The organism is Caballeronia concitans, assembly GCF_001544615.1.
GTDB lineage: Bacteria > Pseudomonadota > Gammaproteobacteria > Burkholderiales > Burkholderiaceae > Caballeronia > Caballeronia concitans.
In genome coordinates, this window is the sequence record NZ_FCNV02000006.1 from 15,529 (window position 1) to 32,034 (window position 16,506).

General features: G+C 64.5%; 20 protein-coding genes. 2 read left to right on the forward strand and 18 right to left on the reverse strand.

What is annotated here, in order from left to right; all coding sequences use genetic code 11:
* Positions 1-78: 78 nt before the first annotated feature.
* The 14 genes from AWB72_RS15680 to AWB72_RS15745 all read right to left on the reverse strand — a co-directional run bounded on the left by AWB72_RS15680 (position 79) and on the right by AWB72_RS15745 (position 11,765).
* Entirely contained in the window at positions 79-336 is a 258-nt protein-coding gene (locus tag AWB72_RS15680) for a glutaredoxin family protein (RefSeq protein ID WP_087128180.1), read from the reverse strand.
* Between the two features lie 9 nt (positions 337-345).
* Entirely contained in the window at positions 346-1,881 is a 1,536-nt protein-coding gene (locus AWB72_RS15685) for a DegQ family serine endoprotease (RefSeq protein ID WP_040051406.1), read from the reverse strand.
* A 22-nt stretch (positions 1,882-1,903) separates the two neighbouring features.
* Positions 1,904-2,890 (reverse strand): MucB/RseB family sigma factor regulatory protein, encoded by a 987-nt coding sequence (locus AWB72_RS15690; protein WP_052449975.1) that lies wholly within the window; start codon positions 2,888-2,890, stop codon positions 1,904-1,906.
* A 57-nt stretch (positions 2,891-2,947) separates the two neighbouring features.
* A complete protein-coding gene (locus AWB72_RS15695) occupies positions 2,948-3,598 on the reverse strand; it encodes a sigma-E factor negative regulatory protein (RefSeq protein ID WP_040051404.1) in 651 nt (216 codons plus the stop codon).
* 84 nt (positions 3,599-3,682) lie between these two features.
* Positions 3,683-4,282: an RNA polymerase sigma factor RpoE gene (gene rpoE / locus AWB72_RS15700; RefSeq protein WP_040051403.1), complete on the reverse strand. Its 600-nt coding sequence runs from the start codon at positions 4,280-4,282 to the stop codon at positions 3,683-3,685.
* A gap of 95 nt (positions 4,283-4,377) precedes the next feature.
* Positions 4,378-4,782: a protein YgfX gene (locus tag AWB72_RS15705; RefSeq protein WP_244285647.1), complete on the reverse strand. Its 405-nt coding sequence runs from the start codon at positions 4,780-4,782 to the stop codon at positions 4,378-4,380.
* Between the two features lie 91 nt (positions 4,783-4,873).
* On the reverse strand, positions 4,874-6,112 hold the full coding sequence (gene fabF / locus AWB72_RS15710) for a beta-ketoacyl-ACP synthase II (protein ID WP_040051402.1): 1,239 nt from the start codon (positions 6,110-6,112) through the stop codon (positions 4,874-4,876).
* Between the two features lie 146 nt (positions 6,113-6,258).
* Positions 6,259-6,498: an acyl carrier protein gene (acpP, locus tag AWB72_RS15715; protein WP_004197638.1), complete on the reverse strand. Its 240-nt coding sequence runs from the start codon at positions 6,496-6,498 to the stop codon at positions 6,259-6,261.
* 239 nt (positions 6,499-6,737) lie between these two features.
* The gene (fabG, locus tag AWB72_RS15720) at positions 6,738-7,478 is read right to left on the reverse strand and encodes a 3-oxoacyl-ACP reductase FabG (RefSeq protein WP_040051401.1); all 741 of its coding nucleotides are present in this window, start codon (positions 7,476-7,478) and stop codon (positions 6,738-6,740) included.
* 17 nt (positions 7,479-7,495) lie between these two features.
* Positions 7,496-8,428, reverse strand: coding sequence for an ACP S-malonyltransferase (gene fabD, locus AWB72_RS15725; protein ID WP_040051400.1), 933 nt, complete (start codon positions 8,426-8,428; stop codon positions 7,496-7,498).
* Between the two features lie 130 nt (positions 8,429-8,558).
* Positions 8,559-9,548: a beta-ketoacyl-ACP synthase III gene (locus AWB72_RS15730; RefSeq protein WP_040051399.1), complete on the reverse strand. Its 990-nt coding sequence runs from the start codon at positions 9,546-9,548 to the stop codon at positions 8,559-8,561.
* Entirely contained in the window at positions 9,548-10,696 is a 1,149-nt protein-coding gene (gene plsX, locus AWB72_RS15735; protein WP_040051398.1) for a phosphate acyltransferase PlsX, read from the reverse strand. Before plsX ends, AWB72_RS15730 begins: the two co-directional genes overlap by 1 nt.
* 138 nt (positions 10,697-10,834) lie before the next feature.
* Positions 10,835-11,014, reverse strand: a complete 180-nt coding sequence (gene rpmF, locus AWB72_RS15740; protein WP_040051397.1) for a 50S ribosomal protein L32 — start codon at positions 11,012-11,014, stop codon at positions 10,835-10,837.
* A gap of 133 nt (positions 11,015-11,147) precedes the next feature.
* A complete protein-coding gene (locus tag AWB72_RS15745) occupies positions 11,148-11,765 on the reverse strand; it encodes a DUF177 domain-containing protein (protein ID WP_040051396.1) in 618 nt (205 codons plus the stop codon).
* Between the two features lie 324 nt (positions 11,766-12,089).
* Here AWB72_RS15745 and AWB72_RS15750 point away from each other — a divergent pair, with 324 nt between their 5' ends.
* Positions 12,090-12,701: a Maf-like protein gene (locus AWB72_RS15750; RefSeq protein ID WP_087128182.1), complete on the forward strand. Its 612-nt coding sequence runs from the start codon at positions 12,090-12,092 to the stop codon at positions 12,699-12,701.
* Entirely contained in the window at positions 12,698-13,417 is a 720-nt protein-coding gene (locus AWB72_RS15755) for an SAM-dependent methyltransferase (RefSeq protein WP_040051394.1), read from the forward strand. Before AWB72_RS15750 ends, AWB72_RS15755 begins: the two co-directional genes overlap by 4 nt.
* 3 nt (positions 13,418-13,420) lie before the next feature.
* Here the strand turns inward: AWB72_RS15755 and AWB72_RS15760 are convergent, their stop codons facing one another.
* The 4 genes from AWB72_RS15760 to rluC are packed head-to-tail and all read right to left on the reverse strand — an operon-like array spanning position 13,421 to position 16,482.
* Complete coding sequence (locus AWB72_RS15760; RefSeq protein ID WP_087128184.1) at positions 13,421-14,389, reverse strand: S49 family peptidase; 969 nt, start codon at positions 14,387-14,389, stop codon at positions 13,421-13,423.
* 45 nt (positions 14,390-14,434) lie between these two features.
* Complete coding sequence (locus tag AWB72_RS15765) at positions 14,435-14,830, reverse strand: Rieske (2Fe-2S) protein (RefSeq protein WP_087128186.1); 396 nt, start codon at positions 14,828-14,830, stop codon at positions 14,435-14,437.
* Entirely contained in the window at positions 14,827-15,486 is a 660-nt protein-coding gene (locus AWB72_RS15770; RefSeq protein WP_087128187.1) for an HAD-IIIA family hydrolase, read from the reverse strand. The genes AWB72_RS15765 and AWB72_RS15770 overlap by 4 nt, the downstream gene beginning before the upstream one ends.
* Positions 15,487-16,482: a 23S rRNA pseudouridine(955/2504/2580) synthase RluC gene (rluC, locus tag AWB72_RS15775; protein WP_087128189.1), complete on the reverse strand. Its 996-nt coding sequence runs from the start codon at positions 16,480-16,482 to the stop codon at positions 15,487-15,489.
* Between the last annotated feature and the right edge of the window lie 24 nt (positions 16,483-16,506).

A 16,506-nucleotide genomic window follows, 5' to 3' on the forward strand; every position in this document is an offset into this window, starting at 1 on the left:
CACGCCTTGAAAATTTGGGGAAAACTTCTGCATTTTAGCCGAAAAGGGGGTGTACAGGCGTTTTCGGCGTCGGACGGCTCATGGGCGGCGCTGGCGGAGCGCCGCGTGCACGGCGTCCCGGTCCAGCCGGTAGTGACACAACTCGATGCCGTCGAGCATCAGCACCGGCACGCGCTCGTTGTACCGCGCGTCGAGCAGCGGATCTTCGTCGATGTCGATCCATTGAATCCCGACGCCGAACCGCTTTGCGATGGGCTCGAGTTCGGCGCGCATGTCCTCGCACAGATGACACCAGGCGCGCCCGTACAGGACAAAAGGCGCGCCTTCTTCGGTCATCGCCGGACGTTACTTCTGCGCCGGCACGCGCGGGCGCAACGGCACGAACTGCGTGTTGTCGCCACGGCGCACGAGAACCGCGACCATCTTGCTCGCATCGAGATTCTGCGCGACCGCTTCGAACTGCTTCGCGCTCGTGATGTCCGTATCGCCGATGCGCATGATGATGTCGCCCTTCTGGAAGCCCGCGCGCGCGGCCGGCCCTTCGACCGCATCGACCAGCACGCCGGTCGTGAGCTTCAGCGCCTTTTTCTGCTCGGCGGGAATATCGCTCACGGCGAGACCCAGCGAATTGCTCGCGCGCTCCTTCGGCTGCGGCGCGCGGCGCTGCTCGGTCTTCGCGACCTTGTCCGGCTGCATTTCGGCAATGGTGATCGGCAGATCGCGCGACTGGCCCTTGCGCCAGATCGTGATGGTCGCCTTCGTGCCGGGCTTGCTGTCGCCGACCATGCGCGGCAGATCCGTCGCCGTTTCGACATTCGTCCCGTTGAATTTCAGGATGATGTCGCCCGGCTGCACGCCGGCCTTGTCGGCGGGACCGCCCGACTCCACGCTGCTGACGAGCGCGCCCTGCGCCTTCGCCAGCCCGAGCGAATCCGCGACGTCCTTCGTCACTTCGCCGATGGCCACCGCGATGCGCCCGCGCACGACCTTGCCCGACGTCTTCAGCTGATCGGCGACGCGCATGGCTTCGTCGATCGGAATGGCGAACGAGATGCCCATGAAGCCGCCGGTGCGGCTGTAAATTTGCGAATTGATGCCGATGACTTCGCCCGCCATGTTGATGAGCGGACCGCCCGAGTTGCCGGGATTGACCGCCACATCGGTCTGGATGAACGGCAGGTAGTCGCCCGTATCGCGCCCCTTCGCGCTGACGATGCCCGCGGTCACGGTGTTGTCGAGGCCGAACGGCGAGCCGATCGCCAGCACCCATTCGCCGACGCGCACCTTGTTCGAATCGCCGATGGTGATGGCCGGCAAGTTCGCCGCGCTGATCTTCACGACCGCCACGTCCGTGCGTTCGTCCACGCCGACGAGCCGTGCCTTGAATTCGCGCTTGTCGGTGAGCGTGACGTAGATGGTGTCCGCGTCGTCCACGACGTGCGCGTTGGTCATCACGTAGCCGTCCGTCGACAGGATGAAGCCCGAGCCGACGCCGCTGCTTTGCTCCGAGTTGTCCTGGCTGTCGTCGGGCGGAAGGCTGCGGCTGCCGCCCTTGCCCTGATCGCCGCCGCCGCCACCGCCGCCTCCACCGCCGCCGCGCGGCGAGCCCGGCTGTCCGGGCATCGGAATGCCGAAGAAGCGTCGGAAGAACTCGGACATGTCGCCTTCATCGAGGCCGGGCGGCAGGCCGCGCAGATCGTTCGCGGTGCCGACGCGCGATGTCGTGCGGATATTCACGACCGACGGCCCGACCTTGTCGACGAGCGACGTGAAATCCGGCAGGTTCACCGTGGGCACCGCCGCCGCCGTCTGCGAGACGAACGGCAGGCACACGGCGAGCGCCGCGGCCGCGATGAACTTGCGCAGCGAGTAGTGGCTCATAGGCTGAAGGCGAGGGATTCGATTACCGGGAAGGCTTGTATTCTATGGTAGAGGCAAATTGCTGCAAGGTGGCTTGCGGCACTTCCCCAAGCAAGGTAATCCAGAAATCGCCACGGCGCTTCACGAGCACATGCGTCGCGCCGCTATTGCCCGCGCCTTCCTTGCGCGCACTCTTCTCGACCGGTTCCACGAACACCGAAATGGCGGCGAGGCCATCCGAGAACACGGCCTGATCGACGGGAATCGGCGCCTGACCTTGCTGGCTCGACGCCATCGGCCGGCGCAATTCGCGAATCTTTTTGAAGCCCGGGATGGTCGGCTTCAGTTGCCAGCCTTGCGCTTCCATGTCGACCGGCTGCACCGGCGGCCGCACGACGGTCCAGCCTGACGTGCTGCGCATGCCGTTCGCAATCGACGCCTTGTCGATCGCCCCGCCAATGCGCACCTGCGAGAACGAAAGCTGTTCGAGCACCTGGCCGTCCGGATCGAGCGTTTGCGCGCGCAGCAGCAGGCCGGTTTTGGCATCGGCCCAGAGCTTGTAGGCGAAACGATAGGAATCTTTGGGATCGAGTTCGATGACCTCGCTGTCCACGCCCGCCACGCGGTCGTTGCCGAGCAGCTTCGGCTCGTACACGGACAAGACCTGATCGCCGCTCGTGGCGAGTAGCGCGGGGAACGAGTCCCGGCTCTGCCGATGCTCCATCACGAGCAGATGCCGCTCCGGAACGAACGTCATCATGTCGTCGTCGTGACGCAGCATGCGGCGCGGGGCGCCGTCGAGGCTTTCGAGCGATTCGTATTCGCCGTCGCCGCGCGCCGCGACGTGCGTGATGCGCGACGACTGCACGGTCGTGCCGCGCTGGTAGACGAAGGTGCCCTCGTAATTCTGCTGCAGGGCCGCTTCGTGGATGCGGTTGAGCAGGCTGGCCGCTGTCTTGCGCTGCGCGGAGTCGTTGCCGTCAGCAAACGAACCCGATGCCGCCGACAACAACGCGGCTGCGCAGAACATCAATGCCGGCAGCCGCCCCCAAGATCTAGTTTTGTTCAACCGCACATCCGCCCTCGGTTATTGGCCTTGCGAAGTCACGGCCGCGCGAATCAGAGGCATGGAGCCGGGCATCGCAGGCTGCTGCGAGAACTGCTGATGCGCTTCGAGATATTGATCGAGATTCGCGTCTCGAATGATGTTCGCCTCGACGACCGGCGACCCCGTGCTCACCGCCGGCACCGACGCCAGCGCCACGCGCTGCACCGAATCCGGCTGCGCGACGCTCGCCACCTGCGCGCCCGAATGACTGCCGATGCCCTGCATCTGCGGCACGACGATCCACGTCAGCGTAGCCGCCGCGGCCGCCACCGCGAACGCCGGCACCACGCGCCGGCGCAGCAAGCCGCCGCGCGCCTTCGACGACGCCGGAAGCGCGGCGGGCGCGAGCACATGCGCTTCGGCCTCGAAACGCGCGGAGAACGAAGCCATGAATGCGCTGCTCCGCACCGGGCTTTCGGCGAGATCGTCGGAACGCAGCGCGTCGCCGATCAGGTGATAGTCGGACCACGCCGCGCGGTCCTGGCTCGTCAGTCCCGCGAGGAACTGGCTGATGTTTTGAATTTCGTCGAACGATTCACCGTCGACGAACGCCGACATGCGCTCGCCGCGCGTGCCCGCCTGAGAATTTGTCTGCGAATTTCCGTGCGCTTGCATCGAGACCGACCCCATGATGCTCCCCAATCCTCTGATACCACCCCGTAGTGACACCAACTAACCCAGATATCGCTTCCCTGTCCCGTGGAATTTCGCCGCCTACCAGCGCTTGCCTTCGGGAGTGTCCAACAAAGGACGCAATTTTGCCGCAATGGCTTCGCGAGCACGGAAAATTCTCGATCTGACGGTGCCGATCGGGCAATCCATCATTTCAGCGATTTCTTCGTAGCTCATCCCTTCTATTTCCCGGAGCGTGATGGCGGTGCGCAGTTCTTCCGGCAGCATGGCCATCGCAGCATTGACCGTTTGCGCGATCTGCTTGCTCATCAACATCGACTCGGGCGTGTTGATATCCCTTAGTTGGTCGGCGTCGGAGAAAGTTTCCGCCTCTTCGGCATCTGCTTCGGTAGAAGTGGGAGCGCGGCGGCCCTGCGTTGCAAGGTAGTTCTTTGCCGTGTTGACGGCAATCCGGTACAGCCAGGTATAGAACGCGGATTCGCCCCGAAATTGCGGCAGGGCGCGGTAAGCCTTGATGAAGGCGTCCTGCGCGACGTCCTCGACCTCGGCGGGGTCGCGCACGAGGCGCGAGATCAGTCGAATGATCTTGCGGTGGTATTTGGCGACCAGCAGTTCGAACGCGGCTTTGTCACCCTTCTGCACGCGTTCGACCAGCACTTGGTCGATTTCTTTTTCGCTCACCTGGGAATCCGTTTGACATGGGGGCTGTTCGCGGACGGCTATTGTAGCGTTACCGACTTCGCGTTATCCCCGATGCTCATGCACCGTTACAGTCGTTACAGGAATGCGCTCGCGGCGCGGCGGGCGCGCACTGCAAGTTGGCGGAAGGCGTCGGGGTCGATGGAATCGGCGGCGACGAAAAGCGTGCGCGGACGGCATTTTCCCGACGACACGGTCAGCGCGAGCAGCCGCCCGCTCCATTGCGCGCAGCCGGTGATGGCGAGATATTGCGCCCCGCCTGCGCGATCCCAGACGGTGACGCCGTCCGCGTGCAGGCCGATCGCGGCCGGTTGGCGGCGGAGCCATCGCAACGCTGGGATTCCGAGCAGCGCGACGGCGACGAACGCCGCCACCGCGCCGTGCAACGCCCCGAAATGGTCGGCGGCGCAATCGAAGACCGCCGCGCCCGCCAATGCGACGAACGCACCGAGCGCGACAAGCAGAAAGCGAGACGGCCGCATCGGGACGCGCGGCGGTGTGCCTGCTTCCCAATGCGGCCGATTTTCATGCGCGCCCGACATCACGTTCTCAGTTCCGGCGAGCGCGTTCGGCTCAGTGACGCTTGAAGACGAGCGAGCCGTTCGTGCCGCCGAAGCCGAACGAGTTCTTCACCGCGACATCGATCTTCATTTCCCGCGCGGTGTTCGCGCAGTAGTCCAGGTCGCACTGCGGGTCCTGGTCGAAGATGTTGATGGTCGGCGGCGAGATCTGGTTGTGGATCGCGAGCACCGTGAACACCGACTCCAGGCCGCCCGCGCCGCCCAGCAGGTGGCCGGTCATCGACTTGGTGGAATTCACGACGACGTTCTTCGCCTGATCGCCAAGCGCGCGCTTGATGCCGATGGTTTCCGCGATATCGCCGAGCGGCGTGGACGTGCCATGCGCGTTCACGTAGTTCACTTCGTCGGCGTTGACCTTCGCGTTCTTCAGCGCGTTGACCATCGCGCGGCGGCCGCCGTCGCCGTCTTCGGGCGGTGCGGTCATGTGGTACGCATCGCCGCTCATGCCATAGCCGAGCACTTCCGCGTAGATCTTCGCGCCGCGCGCCTTCGCGTGCTCGTACTCTTCGAGCACCATCACACCCGCACCTTCGCCGAGCACGAAGCCGTCGCGATCCTTGTCCCACGGGCGGCTGGCGGTGGCGGGATCGTCGTTGCGCTGCGAAAGCGCGCGCGCCGCCGCGAAACCGCCGATGCCGAGCGGCGACACCGTCGCTTCGGCGCCGCCCGCGATCATCACGTCGGCGTCGCCGTATTCGATGAGACGCGACGCCTCGCCAATGCAGTGCAGACCGGTGGTGCACGCGGTGACCATCGAGAGATTCGGGCCCTTGAGGCCAAAGCGAATCGACAGATGGCCGGAGATCATGTTGATGATCGACGCCGGCACGAAGAACGGCGAAATGCGGCGCGGACCGCGATTGAGCAGTTCGGTCTGCGTGACTTCGATCATCGGCAGACCGCCGATGCCCGAGCCGACCACCACGCCCACGCGCTCGGCGTTGTCTTCGGTGATCTCGAGGCCGCTGTCCTGCATTGCCTGGACGCCCGCAGCGAAGCCGTAATGGATGAAGGTATCCATGTGGCGCGCTTCTTTCGCGGGCATGTAGTCCTCGATGTTGAAGCCCTTCACCTCGCCCGCGAAACGGGTCGAGAAGTTCGTGGCATCGAACTTCGTGATATTGGCAATGCCCGACTTGCCCGCCACCAGATTGGCCCAGCCGTCGGCAACGGTATTGCCGACAGGCGAAACGAGCCCAAGGCCTGTAACAACAACTCGACGACGGCTCACGGTAACCCCTTATCCATAGAATGACAAAAAGCAAAAGCCACAGCGGCCACAGGAAACCGCCCTGTGTGCCCTGTGGCTGTTAAATCGGTTTTCGCAGCGACGATGCTTCAAGCTCGAAGAGCGACGAGTCGCCGGCGCGTCCGGCCTTAGGCCTTGACGTTCGCGCGAGCGTAGTCGATCGCTTGCTGAACCGTGGTGATCTTCTCCGCCTCTTCATCGGGAATTTCCATGCCGAACTCGTCTTCCAGCGCCATCACCAGTTCAACGGTATCGAGCGAGTCAGCGCCCAGATCGTTCACGAACGACGCTTCGTTCTTGATTTCGGCTTCGGCCACGCCCAGTTGTTCGGCGACGATCTTCTTCACGCGCTGTTCGATGTTGTCCATGCAACCCTCCGAGGGAATAAAAGTTCAAAAATACAAGTGCGCGCATTTTATCAGGTTTGGTCCCGCAAAATACGGCGCTTCAGTTCATGCTTCGCCGCCCGCTGCGCTTCATCAAGGGCGCTCGTGACGGGTCGCATCGTTTGTTGCCGCCGCGCTTCCGACGGTGCGCGCATGCCGGTCAAGCATTTCGCGCGCCCGTCTCCGGCGCGGATATTAAGCGAATTTCGGCGAAATGCCTATTACATGTACATGCCGCCGTTCACGTGCAGCGTCGTGCCCGTGATGTAGCCCGCAAAAGGCGACGCCAGGAACGCAACCGCATGCGCGATATCGTCCGGGCTGCCGAGCCGGCCGAGCGGAATCTGCGCGGTCAGCGCGGTGCGCTGCTCTTCCGGCAGAACCTTGGTCATGTCCGTGTCGATGAAGCCCGGCGCGATGCAGTTCACCGTGATCCCGCGGCTGCCGATCTCGCGTGCGAGCGCGCGCGTCATGCCCGCGACGCCGGCCTTCGCCGCCGCGTAGTTGGCCTGGCCGGGATTGCCCGAGCTGCCCACCACCGACGTGATGTTGATGATGCGTCCGCCGCGCGCCTTCATCATCGGGCGCAGCACGGCGCGCGACAGGCGAAACACGGCGCGCAGGTTCGTGTCGATGACGGCGTCGAATTCGTCGTCTTTCATGCGCATCGCGAGCTGATCTTTCGTGATGCCCGCGTTGTTCACGAGAATGTTCAAGCCGCCGAATTCCTTCACGGTCGCGTCGATGAACGCATCGGCGGCTGCCGCGTCGTTCACGTTCAGCACCGCGCCGCGGCCCTTGCCGCCCGCCTGCGCAATCGCTTCGCCGATGCCCGCCGCGCCGCTTTCGCTCGTGGCCGTGCCGATGACCGTCGCGCCCTGGCGCGCCAGTTCCAGCGCGATCGCGCGTCCGATGCCGCGCGATGCGCCCGTGACGATGGCTACCTGATTGTCCAAGTTCATGTCGTTCTCTCTCTTGCTTATCCAGCGATCAGTTTGCGCGTTTCTTCGAGCGACGCCGGATCGAAGATCGAGCCGCCGACCAGATTCCCGTCGATACGCTTCGTCAGACCCGCGAGCACCTTGCCCGGCCCGCATTCGACGACGTGCGTGACGCCTTCGCGCGCCATCGCCTGAACGCATTCGACCCAGCGCACGGGACCGGCCGCCTGTCGCACGAGCGCGTCCTTGATGGCGGCGGGATCGGAGACGATCGCGACATCGACGTTATTGATCAGCGGAATGCTCGGCGCCTTGATTTCGACCTTCGCGAGATACTCGCGCAACTGGTCCGATGCGGGCTTCAGCAGCGACGAATGGAACGGCGCCGACACCGGCAGCGGCAACGCCCGCTTCGCGCCCTTCGCCTTCGCTACTTCGCACGCCTTTTCGACCGCCGCCTTCGCGCCGGCGATCACCACCTGCGCGGGCGCATTGAAGTTGACCGCTTCGACCACGCCCGCCGACGCCGCTTCCGCGCACACCGCGCGCACCGTGTCGTCGTCGAGGCCGAGGATCGCCGCCATGCCGCCTTCACCGACCGGCACCGCGTTTTGCATTGCCTGGGCGCGGAATCGCACGAGCGGGACGGCATCGGCGAAAGCGAGCGCGCCCGCCGCGACGAGCGCCGTGTACTCGCCCAGGCTATGGCCGGCGACGATCGCGGGCTTGAGACCCGTTTCCTTTTCCCACACGCGATAGATCGCGTAGGCCGCGGTCAGCATCACGGGCTGCGTGTTCGTCGTGAGATTGAGCTCTTCCGCCGGGCCTTCCGCGATCAGCTTGCCCAGATCCTGCCCGAGCGCATGGGATGCCTGTTGCACGGTCTCGCGCACCACGGCGTGATCGGCGAATGCGTTGAGCATGCCGATCGACTGCGAGCCTTGGCCCGGAAAAACGAACGCAAATTTCATATCGTCCTCGTTGATTGGAATGATCCGGAGGCCTTCACGGGCTGTCGCGCGGGCCGCGCGCGCGTGCGGCGCGCGGCGGCTGTCGTGAAGAGGATCAGTTGCAGATGAGTAGAGGGGATGGATGAACGGATCAGTAGCGGAAGACCGACGCGCCCCAGGTGAAGCCGCCGCCCACGCCTTCGATCAGCACGTTCTGTCCGCGCTTGATCCGGCCGTCGCGCACCGCGACGTCGAGCGCGAGCGGAATCGATGCCGCCGACGTATTGCCGTGATCGCCGACCGTCACCACCATGCGCTCTTGCGGCAAGTGCAGCTTGCGGCACGTACTCTGCATGATGCGGATGTTGGCCTGATGAGGAATCAGCCAGTCGATTTCCTGCGGCGTGAGCTTCGCCTTTTGCAGCGCCTCGATCGCGACCTTCTCCAGCACGTTGACCGCGAGCTTGAATACCGCCTGGCCGTCCATGTGCAGGAACGCGCTGCCCGCGACCACGCCGCCGTTCACGTTGCCCGGCGTGCAGAGAATGTCCGCGTAGCTGCCGTCCGCGTGCAGCGCGCTCGCCAGCACGCCCGGTTCTTCGGACGCCTGCAGCACGACCGCGCCCGCGCCGTCGCCGAACAGCACACACGTGGTGCGGTCCTTGAAATCGAGAATGCGCGAGAACGTTTCCGCGCCGACGACGAGCGCCGTGCGATGCATCCCGCTGCGAATGAAGCTGTCCGCCGTCGCCATGCCGTACGCGAAGCCGGAGCACACGGCCTGCACGTCGAAGGCCGCGCCGTTGTTCTTGATGCCGAGCTTGTTCTGCAGCAGGCACGCGGTGCTCGGGAACACGAAGTCCGGCGTGGACGTCGCGACGATGATGAGGTCGATCGACTGCGGATCGATGCCCGCGGCCTCGATGGCCTTCTGCGATGCGATCAGCGCGAGATCGCTCGTGGTCTGATCCGGCGCCGCGAAGTGGCGTGCATGGATGCCGGTGCGCGCGACGATCCACTCGTCGCTCGTCTCGACACCTTGCGACGCGAGACGGTCCGCCAATGCCTGATTCGTGATGCGCTCGGACGGCAGATAGCTGCCGGTGCCCAGCACGCGAGCGTAAAGATTGGATTGAGCCATTATGCCTTCGTGGGTAGCGCGGTGCCGGACGCATCCGGCGGGTTTGGCAGGGAATTCGGCTGAGCGGCCGCGTCGCCGTTTGCTGCATCGGCGGAACCGGCGGCATCGGCAGCCGCTGCGCTCGGACCGGCGTCGCGCGCGGGCTGAGCATTCTCTTCCATCGCGCGGACGAGGCGTTCGAGCACGCCATTTTTGACGGCATCATACCCGCGTTTGATCGCCCACTCAAAGCCGTAGGCTTCCGCCGAACCGTGACTCTTGATGACGAGCCCGCGCAGGCCGAGCAGCGCGGCGCCGTTGTATTGCGCCGGATCGACGCGCTTTCTGAAGCGCTTGAGCACGGGCATGGCGACGAGCGCCATCAGCTTGCTGGACAGCGAACGCGTGAACTCTTCCTTGATCATGTCGGAGAGCATCTTCGCGAGACCTTCGGAGGTCTTTAGCGCGACATTGCCGACGAAACCGTCGCACACGACGACATCGGTGGTGCCTTTATAGATGTCGTTGCCTTCCACGTTGCCGTAGAAGTTGAGCGTGCTCGCGCGCAGCAGTTCGCCCGCGCGCTTGATCGTCTCGTTGCCCTTGATGACTTCTTCGCCGATATTGAGCAGCCCGATGGTGGGCCGCTCGCGCCCTTCGATCGCCGAGACGAGCGCGTGGCCCATCTCCGCGAACTGCAGCAGATGCTCCGGCTCGCAGTCGACATTCGCGCCCAAGTCGAGCACGGTGGTGTAACCCTTCTGGCTCGGCATGGCGAACGCGATGGCCGGGCGCTCGATGCCCGACAGCGTCTTCAGCACATAGCGCGACACGGCCATGAGCGCGCCGGTGTTGCCGGCGGAAATGCAGGTCTGCGCCTCGCCGTCCTTGACGAGGTTCAGCGCGACGCGCATCGACGAGTCTTTCTTCTTGCGCAGCGCGACTTCGACGGGATCGTCCATGGCGACCACCTCGGTCGCGGGAACGACCGTCAGACGCGGCTCGTCCTGCGCCTTCGCCTTCTTGAGCTGCGCGCGGATCGCTTGCTCGATGCCGACGAGCATCAGGTGCGCATCGGGATGCGAGCGCACGAAATTGACGGCGGCGGGAACGGTCACGGCCGGTCCGTGGTCGCCTCCCATGCAGTCAATGGTTATCTTTACGGTCATGGAAAGCGACGAATTTCAGGCACAAAAAAGCGGCAGTGAAATGCCGCCTTCTTGTCGTACCGGGAAAGTGTCAAAGCGTGCCAGGCGCGCAAGGCCGCGGAACGGCCACGCGCATGCGGCGAAGCGTTGAACGAACGCTTAGTCGTTCTTCGTCTTGACGACTTTCTTGCCACGATAGTAGCCGTTCGGGCTCACGTGGTGACGCATATGCACTTCACCCGTGCCCGGCTCGACAGCCAGCGGAGCCGTCGGGAGGAAGTCGTGGGAACGGTGCATGCCGCGCTTCGACGGCGACTTCTTGTTTTGCTGAACTGCCATGATTACTCCAGAAAAATTTTGCGAATTCTAACACAGGCCCAACTCCGCGTTCGCGGAGGAACTGCCGGGCCGTCTGGCCCACCGCCTGAAGCGGGAGGTCGCCGCGCGGCCATGACTTCGCCGCGCCGCCACATCAATGCTTCTTGTCGTTCGGATCGCTCGATTTGAGCTTTTCCAGCACGGCAAACGGATTCGGTTTCTCATCGCTCTCGCCGCCCTCAACCGCCTCGTCCTCTTCGCTGCCCGAGAGCAGGCTCTCGTGCACTTCCGGACAGACGCTGTGCTTCGGCACGAGCGGCAGCGACAACAACAACTCTTCTTCGATCAGCTCGACGAGATCGAACTGGCGCGAGCCGACGATCACTTCGACTTCATCGTCGTCGAGCGGATATTCGTCCGCTTCTTCCTCCGTCGCCACGATCCGATACGTCGCGTCGACGTCGAGATGTTGCGAATACGGCGAAAGACAGCGCTGGCACATGAGCCACACCGAACCGTGCACCGCGAGGCGCAGATAAGGCTGCGGCGCTTCCGTGCCGTCGTCCTGCAACTCCGGCTGGGTGGAACCCTCGCCCTGCCAGGTGAACGCGGTGTCGCGCTCTGGCGCATCCGCCGGGACTTCGGCTAACATGCGCGGCAATTGCGAAACGCGCAGCGCGCCCGCCGCCTGCCGCTTGTGTTCGGCGAAATCGTAGAGGTCGAGCGCGCGCAGATCGGCGGGGCTCGCAGGTTTGCCAGGATTCTGAGTCATGTGCGCTCCTGCCTATGCCTTTTTGTTCATCTTGCGTTTCAAGCATGTCCGGCGCGCCGGACATGGCGTGGGCTCAGTATGCACCGTCCGCCGCATATTGGTTGCACGATCGCAGGCGTGACTTGCCCGAATTGCCAACCGCCGCACCAGCGGCACTCGCGTTCATACTGGCGCCCGCGCTTCATCGAACAAGGCTCAACCGGCCAGGCGATGAAAAGCCCAAAATCATATAGGCTTTATTCTTTCGAGTCAAACACTTAAGGGTGCGCCACTGTTGCACGCGCGCCCCGCCGTTTCTTTCCTCATCTTTCACCCATTTCGTTCATGCCGGCTACAGACTCACCGCACCTCGTCCTCGCGTCCAGCTCGCCGTATCGGCGGGAGTTGCTCGAACGCCTGCGCGTTCCGTTCGACGTCGTTTCGCCCGATATCGACGAAACCCCGCTTCCCGGCGAAACGCCCGAGGCGACGGCCGTGCGGCTTTCCATCGCAAAGGCGCGCGCCGCAGCCGGGCGCGTCGGGCATGCGGGCAGCGCGCTCGTCATCGGGTCAGATCAGGTCGCGACCTTCGACGGCCGTCAGATCGGCAAGCCCGGCACGCACGAGAACGCCGTCGCGCAGCTTCAGGCGATGCGCGGCCGCGCGGTCGATTTTCACAGCGCGCTCTGCGTGTTCGATTCCCGCACGGGCGGCCATCAATCCGCCGATATCGTCACGCGCGTGCGTTTTCGCGATTACACCGACGGCGAAATCGAAGTCTATCTGCGCGCCGAAACGCCCTACGACTGCGCGGGCAGCGCGAAATCCGAGGGATTGGGCATCGCGCTGCTGGATGCGATCGAGTCCGACGACCCGACCGCGCTCATCGGCCTGCCGCTCATCGCGCTGACGAAGATGCTGCGCGCCGCCGGTTTTCCGATGCTGGGGGCGGCATGAGCGGCGTTCTCTATCTGATCCCGAACACGCTCGGCGAAGGCGACGCGGACGCGCTCGCCCACGTCCTGCCCGAACCGGTGCGCGCGCAGGCCGCCGCGCTCGGCTACTACATCGGCGAAAACGCGAAGACCACGCGCGCGTTCCTGAAGAAAGTCGGCACCGTGCGGCCGATCCAGGAAATCGAAATTCGCGAGTTGAACGTGAACACGCCGCCCGCCGAAATCGACAAGCTGCTCGCGCCGATTCTCGCGGGCGCGGACGCCGGCCTCGTCTCGGAGGCGGGCTGCCCCGCCGTCGCCGATCCTGGCGCGCTGCTCGTGCGGCGCGCGCATCAGCGTGGCGTGAAAGTGGTGCCGTTCGTTGGTCCGAGTTCGATTCTGCTGGCGCTGATGGCGTCCGGCATGAACGGCCAGAGCTTCGCGTTCAACGGGTATTTGCCGGTGGATGCCGCCGAGCGCGGCAAGCGCCTGCGCGAGCTGGAGCAACTGTCGCGCAAGGCGAACCAGACGCAGATTTTCATCGAAACGCCTTACCGCAATCGGCAGATGCTCGACACGCTCATCGCTTCCTGCGCGCCGTCGACGCTCATTTGCGTGGCCGTCGACCTGACGTTGCCGGGCGAAACCATCGTCACGCGCACGGCGTCGGACTGGAAGAAAGCCGCCGCGCCCGAACTGCACAAGCGCCCGGCGATCTTCCTGCTGCTGGCGTCGTAGGACTCAACGCAGTTGCACCTTGCCGCCGAGCGTCAGCGCGCGCACGGCGGCATCGCCGATCGACGCCCCGAAGCGCCGCACCACGCGCTCGCTGATGCTTTCCTTTTGCGTGTAATCGACGATATCCGGCTGCTTGATGACTTCGCGCGCGACGTAATTCGCGTCGCCGAAGCCATCGGCCAGACCCAGTTGCACACTCTTCTCGCCCGTCCAGAACATGCCGGAGAAAAGGTCCGGATCGTCCTTCAGGCGCTTGCCGCGGCCCTGCTTCACGGCGTCGATGAACTGCGTGTGGATCTGGTCGAGCATGTCCTGCGCGTGCGCGGTCATCTTCGGCGTCTCGGGCGAGAACGGATCGAACGCGCCCTTGTTCGCGCCGGACGTGTGCATGCGGCGCTCGACGCCGAGCTTGTCCATCAGGCCGGTGAAGCCGAAGCCGTCCATCAGCACGCCGATCGACCCGACGATGCTCGCCTTGTCGACATAAATGCGATCCGCCGCCGCCGCGATGTAATAGCCGCCCGACGCGCACATGTCGTCGACGACGACGTAGAGCGGCGTCTTCGGATACTTCGCGCGCAGCCGCCCGATCTCGCGATACACGATGCCCGCCTGCACCGGACTGCCGCCCGGGCTGTTGATGCGCAGGATCACGCCGGCCGTGCCGTCGTCCTCGAACGCGCTTTCGAGCGCGGCGTCGATGTTGTCGGCGCTGGCGTCGCTGTTGGCGGAAATTTCGCCTTGCAGGTCGATGAGCGCGGTGTGCTTCGCCGCCTTCGACACGTGATCGCCCGTGAAATCGAACACGCCCCACGCGATGAAGAGAATGACCGCGAGAAACACGAATCGGAAAAAGATGCGCCAGCGCCGCGCCGCGCGCTGCTCGCGGATGGCGGCGAGCGCAATGCGCTCGAGCGCGTCGCGCTCCCAGTTGTCGTTGCCGCGCGGGTTGGGAGAAAGGTTATCGGACATGCGTGGTCTTTTGGGCGTGCAGCCGCGTCGAGTAGGAAAAGAGGGTCAGGCCGGGCGAAGCGTGTCGTCGGGCAGCCAGAAGACCGCGCGGCCTTCGGGCGTCTCGCGTTCCTCGACGTTCACGGGCCGAAGACGCCCGCCGCGACACGGTCCGCCGACGCATTTGCCGGTGTCGGGCTCGTAGATCGCGCCGTGCGTCGCGCACATCAGATAGAGGCCTGAGCTTTCGAAGAACTGGCCCTCGGCCCAGTCGAGTTCCATCGGCACGTGCGCGCAGCGGTTGAGGTAGCCGTACGGCTTGCCGTCGTATCGCACGAAGAACACGACGGCCTCGCCGCTCGCCTCCTTCGCATCGACGCGCACGCCCGCGCCGCCGTCGGCCAGTTCGTCCGATGCGCACACGCGCACCGCATCCGCCGCTTCTCGCAATGGATCGCTCATGCGTGCTCCCGCAGCCAGCCGGCCAGCGACGCGACGCTATCCGCGCAGAAACGCGGCTGCAACGCCGTGAGCGAATCCGCCGGATGCGCTCCGTACGCGACGCCCACGCCCGCCGCGCCCGCGTTGATGGCCATTTGAAGATCGTGCGTGGTGTCGCCGATCATCACCGTGCGCGACAAGTCCTGCCCGAGCTCGCGCGTCAGTTCGTGCAGCATCGCGGGATGCGGCTTCGAGAAAGTTTCGTCGGCGCAGCGCGTGCCGTCGAAAAGACTCGTCAGCCGCGACTGATCCAGCGCCCGGTTCAGCCCGACGCGGCTCTTGCCCGTCGCGACCGCCAGAAAATAGCCCTCGTCGCGCAGTTCCTGCAGCAGTTCGCGCACGCCCTTGAACAGCTCGGTTTGCTGGCCCGTCGTCAGAAAATGGAAGCGATAACGCTCCGCGAGACGCGGATAGTCCTTCGGATCGAGCGTCGGCGCGCAGATCTGCAGCGCGTCTTTCAGCCCGAGGCCGATGACGTAGCTCGCGGATTCATCGGCGGGAACGGGCAGCCCCAGGTCGCGGCAGGCCGCCTGGATGCTGCGCGTGATGTGGACGGTGGAATCCATCAGCGTGCCGTCCCAGTCGAATACGATCAGATCGAATTGCTGCCGCGCCATTTATGACTCTCGGTTTTTGAGTTGTTCGATGAAGCGCCGGCACTCCGCGGGAAGCGGCGCTTCGAATTGCAGCGGCGCGCCCGTCGCCGGATGCGTGATTTTCAGGCGATACGCGTGCAGAAACATGCGTTTGAGCGAAGGCTTCGCGCTCGGCCGCGCCAGTTCCTTGTTCAGCGCGAAGTCGCCGTATTTGGCGTCGCCCGCGATCGGCAGGCCGATGCTCGCCATGTGCACGCGAATCTGATGCGTGCGGCCGGTCTTCAGTTCGGCCTCGACCCACGCGTAATCCTGCCAGCGCTCGATCAGATTGAAGACCGTATGCGACGGCAAACCGTTCTCCTGAATCCGCACGCGCCGCTCGCCGTCCGCCGCGACGTACTTGTGCAGCGGCGCTTTCACGATGCGCCGCCGTCCCCAGTCGCTTTGCCAGTCGCCGTGGCCGAGCGCGTAATAACGCTTGTCCACGCGATTTTCGCGGATCTGCTCGTGCAGATTGACGAGCGCGGCGCGCTTTTTCGCGAGCATCAGGACGCCCGACGTTTCCCGGTCCAGCCGATGCACCAGTTCGAGGAACTTCGCGTGCGGCCGCGCATTGCGCAATTGCTCGATGACGCCGAACGCCACGCCGCTGCCGCCGTGCACTGCGACGCCCGACGGTTTGTCGATGACGATCAGGTGGTCGTCTTCGAAAATGATCGGGAATTCGGCGGCGGGCGCATTCGACGACACCGGCGCTTCCTCGGCCTGCGCGACGCGAATGGGCGGCACGCGCACTAGATCGCCCAGTTCCAGCCGATACGCGGCATCGATCCGGCCCTTGTTCACGCGCACTTCGCCGCTGCGCAAAATGCGATAAATATGGCTTTTCGGCACGCCCTTGCAGACGCGTAAAAGGAAGTTGTCGATGCGCTGCCCGGCGGCGTTTTCGTCGATTTCGATCATCGACACCTGCTCGCTTGCGACCGGTTTATGGGATGTTTTGCCTAACTCATTCATTCTGAATATAATTTGCGAGCAGCC

Excerpts from the sequence above, each read along its gene's own strand:
- AWB72_RS15680 (WP_087128180.1), bottom strand. The coding sequence starts at position 336 with ATGACCGAAGAAGGCGCGCCTTTTGTCCTGTACGGGCGCGCCTGGTGT.
- AWB72_RS15685 (WP_040051406.1), bottom strand. The coding sequence starts at position 1,881 with ATGAGCCACTACTCGCTGCGCAAGTTCATCGCGGCCGCGGCGCTCGCC.
- AWB72_RS15690 (WP_052449975.1), bottom strand. The coding sequence starts at position 2,890 with ATGTTCTGCGCAGCCGCGTTGTTGTCGGCGGCATCGGGTTCGTTTGCT.
- AWB72_RS15695 (WP_040051404.1), bottom strand. The coding sequence starts at position 3,598 with ATGGGGTCGGTCTCGATGCAAGCGCACGGAAATTCGCAGACAAATTCT.
- AWB72_RS15705 (WP_244285647.1), bottom strand. The coding sequence starts at position 4,782 with ATGCGGCCGTCTCGCTTTCTGCTTGTCGCGCTCGGTGCGTTCGTCGCA.
- acpP (WP_004197638.1), bottom strand. The coding sequence starts at position 6,498 with ATGGACAACATCGAACAGCGCGTGAAGAAGATCGTCGCCGAACAACTG.
- fabG (WP_040051401.1), bottom strand. The coding sequence starts at position 7,478 with ATGAACTTGGACAATCAGGTAGCCATCGTCACGGGCGCATCGCGCGGC.
- fabD (WP_040051400.1), bottom strand. The coding sequence starts at position 8,428 with ATGAAATTTGCGTTCGTTTTTCCGGGCCAAGGCTCGCAGTCGATCGGC.
- AWB72_RS15730 (WP_040051399.1), bottom strand. The coding sequence starts at position 9,548 with ATGGCTCAATCCAATCTTTACGCTCGCGTGCTGGGCACCGGCAGCTAT.
- plsX (WP_040051398.1), bottom strand. The coding sequence starts at position 10,696 with ATGACCGTAAAGATAACCATTGACTGCATGGGAGGCGACCACGGACCG.
- rpmF (WP_040051397.1), bottom strand. The coding sequence starts at position 11,014 with ATGGCAGTTCAGCAAAACAAGAAGTCGCCGTCGAAGCGCGGCATGCAC.
- AWB72_RS15745 (WP_040051396.1), bottom strand. The coding sequence starts at position 11,765 with ATGACTCAGAATCCTGGCAAACCTGCGAGCCCCGCCGATCTGCGCGCG.
- AWB72_RS15750 (WP_087128182.1), top strand. The coding sequence starts at position 12,090 with ATGCCGGCTACAGACTCACCGCACCTCGTCCTCGCGTCCAGCTCGCCG.
- AWB72_RS15755 (WP_040051394.1), top strand. The coding sequence starts at position 12,698 with ATGAGCGGCGTTCTCTATCTGATCCCGAACACGCTCGGCGAAGGCGAC.
- AWB72_RS15760 (WP_087128184.1), bottom strand. The coding sequence starts at position 14,389 with ATGTCCGATAACCTTTCTCCCAACCCGCGCGGCAACGACAACTGGGAG.
- AWB72_RS15765 (WP_087128186.1), bottom strand. The coding sequence starts at position 14,830 with ATGAGCGATCCATTGCGAGAAGCGGCGGATGCGGTGCGCGTGTGCGCA.
- AWB72_RS15770 (WP_087128187.1), bottom strand. The coding sequence starts at position 15,486 with ATGGCGCGGCAGCAATTCGATCTGATCGTATTCGACTGGGACGGCACG.
- rluC (WP_087128189.1), bottom strand. The coding sequence starts at position 16,482 with ATGAATGAGTTAGGCAAAACATCCCATAAACCGGTCGCAAGCGAGCAG.